Genomic DNA, 2175 nt, shown 5'->3' on the forward strand with positions numbered 1-2175 from the left:
GGCTTGACCGCGGTGACCGCCGAACCGACCTCCTCGACGATGCCCATCGGCTCGTGGCCGAGGATGTCGCCGAGCGTTCAACTCAGGTGCTCTGAGCGTTGGACTCTCGCGTTCCGAACGTAGGACTCTCGCGGTCCGGAGGTAGGACGCGCGAGGGGTTCGGCGCGGGTCAGGGGGTCGGTGAGCAGGCGGTGGCGCCCACGACCACCTCGCCGGTGAGGGTGGAGGCGGGGGTGAACCGCAGGTGCATGAGGTTCATCGCGATGCCGCCGTCGTTCGGCTCCGGGAACGTCGTCTCGCCGAACGTCGCGGTGGCCAGCACCGTGCCGTCGGCCGCCTTCACCTCGTGCACGTGGTTCGTCGGGATCTGGTCCGGCAGCCCGGTGAAGCCCTGCAGGCCGTCCGCCGCCCAGCCCGCGTTCGTGCCGGACTCGGTGCCCGTGCAGGCGAGCTTCCACTTCGCCACGCGCAGCCGCGGCCCGCCCACCGACATCAGGGCGGACAGCTCGAAGTCCGAGCCGATCGCCTCCGACCTGGTCCTGGTCGTGTTGTTCGCCGGGTCCACGACCTCCCGGGTGCACGACGACGTGCCGGGGCCGAACCGGACGCCCGTGCGCGTCACCGCCTCGGACGAGTTCGTCGTCGTGCCGTCCACCGCGCACGGCGCCAGCGGCGGCACGCTGACCTGCGTGCCGGCCTTGCCGAACGCGGCGGAGCCGACCGACGCCACCCCCGCCGGGTTGGCCGCCCACGCCGGTGGCGCGACGACCAGGCCGAGCACGAGCGCCGCGGTCACAGCCACGACCCGGCGCGCTCCGATCTGCTTCATCTTGTCGATGCCCTTCTGCTGTTCCCCCGACGAGACGACTATCGAGCCCGCGCCGGCGCTGGTAGATGATCTCGGGCGCACATCACCCACAAGAGGAAAAAGCGATACCCGATCGAGTGACCGGTGGCGGGGCCTCTTCAGCACGGGATGCGCAGCGGCAGCGACGCGGTGGAGAAGTCACCCGGCAGACCCACGAGTCGTTCCAACGCCCCGCGCACCCGGGACGCGGCGCGGCCGTCGCCGAACGGGTTGTGCCCCAGCGGCAGGCGCAGCCGGGAGCCGAGCACCCAGCCCGCCTCGGCCACGATCCGGATCGGGTCGGTGCCGACGAGCCACGCGCACCCCGCGTCCACCGCGGCGACCCGCTCGGCGGTGTCCCGCAGCACCAGCACCGGCACGCCGAACGTGGGCGCCTCCTCCTGGACGCCGCCGGAGTCGGTGAGCACCAGCGCGGCCCGGCGCAGCGCGCGCACGAAGTCGGAGTAGTCCAACGGCCCGGTGACCACGATCCGCTCGTGGCCGCCGAGCGCGTCCCGTGCCGCCGCGCGCAGCCGCGGGTCCGGGTGGACGGGCAGCAGCACGCGCACGTCGGGGTGCCGGTCGACGATCGCGCGCACGGCGTGCAGCACGCGGTCCAGCGGACGGCCCCACGACTCGCGCCGGTGCACGGTCACCAGCACCAGGCGCTCGGAGCGCTCGTCGAGCACGCGTTCCAGCAGCGCGAGGTCGGGGTGGCGGGCGGGCAGGTCGGCGGCGGCCACCCGCTGCACGGCGTCGACCACGGTGTTCCCGGTGACCACGATCCGCCGGTCGACCATGCCCTCGGCCAGGAGCGCCGCCGCGGCGTCGTCGGTCGGCGCGAGGTGCAGGGTCGCAATCCGGGCGATCAGCTGCCGGGTGCCCTCCTCGGGGAACGGCCCGGCGAGGTCGCCCGCGCGCAGGCCGGCGTCGAGGTGCGCCACCGGGATGCCGCGCCAGAACGCGGCGAGCGCGCCGGCCAGCGCGGTCGTCGTGCCGCCCTGCACGAGGACGACGGCCGGGTCGCGCCGGTGCAGCACCCGGTCGAACTGCGCGACCAGGCGGGCGGGCAGCCCCGCCGGACCGCCGGTGCGGCCCGGCACGTCCAGCTCGACGGTCGCGGCCAGGCCGAACGAGCGCAGCGACTGCTCCACCACGCCCGCGTCCCGTCCACTCCGGACGATCACCGGCCGGAGCACCGGGTGGTCGGCCAGCGCCAGGGCCACCGGTGCGATCTTCACCGCTTCGGGTCGGGTGCCCGCGAGCAGCACGACTTCCTTCACCTTGCTCCCTCCTCGACGGACAGGGGTGCGGTGCCCCGGAGGGCG

3 protein-coding genes are annotated in these 2175 nt (G+C 74.5%); all 3 read right to left on the reverse strand.

The window, feature by feature from the left end; translation table 11 throughout:
* On the reverse strand, positions 1 to 65 hold a 65-nt coding region (locus tag AB0G02_RS36335; protein WP_360803867.1), incomplete at its 3' end, for a hypothetical protein.
* Positions 66 to 169: 104 nt separating this feature from the next.
* Entirely contained in the window at positions 170 to 829 is a 660-nt protein-coding gene (locus AB0G02_RS36340; protein ID WP_360803861.1) for a hypothetical protein, read from the reverse strand.
* Positions 830 to 966: 137 nt separating this feature from the next.
* On the reverse strand, positions 967 to 2130 hold the full coding sequence (gene wecB / locus AB0G02_RS36345) for a UDP-N-acetylglucosamine 2-epimerase (non-hydrolyzing) (RefSeq protein WP_360803864.1): 1164 nt from the start codon (positions 2128 to 2130) through the stop codon (positions 967 to 969).
* Between the last annotated feature and the right edge of the window lie 45 nt (positions 2131 to 2175).

It is taken from the genome of Actinosynnema sp. NPDC023658 (assembly GCF_040639995.1).
GTDB lineage: Bacteria > Actinomycetota > Actinomycetes > Mycobacteriales > Pseudonocardiaceae > Actinosynnema.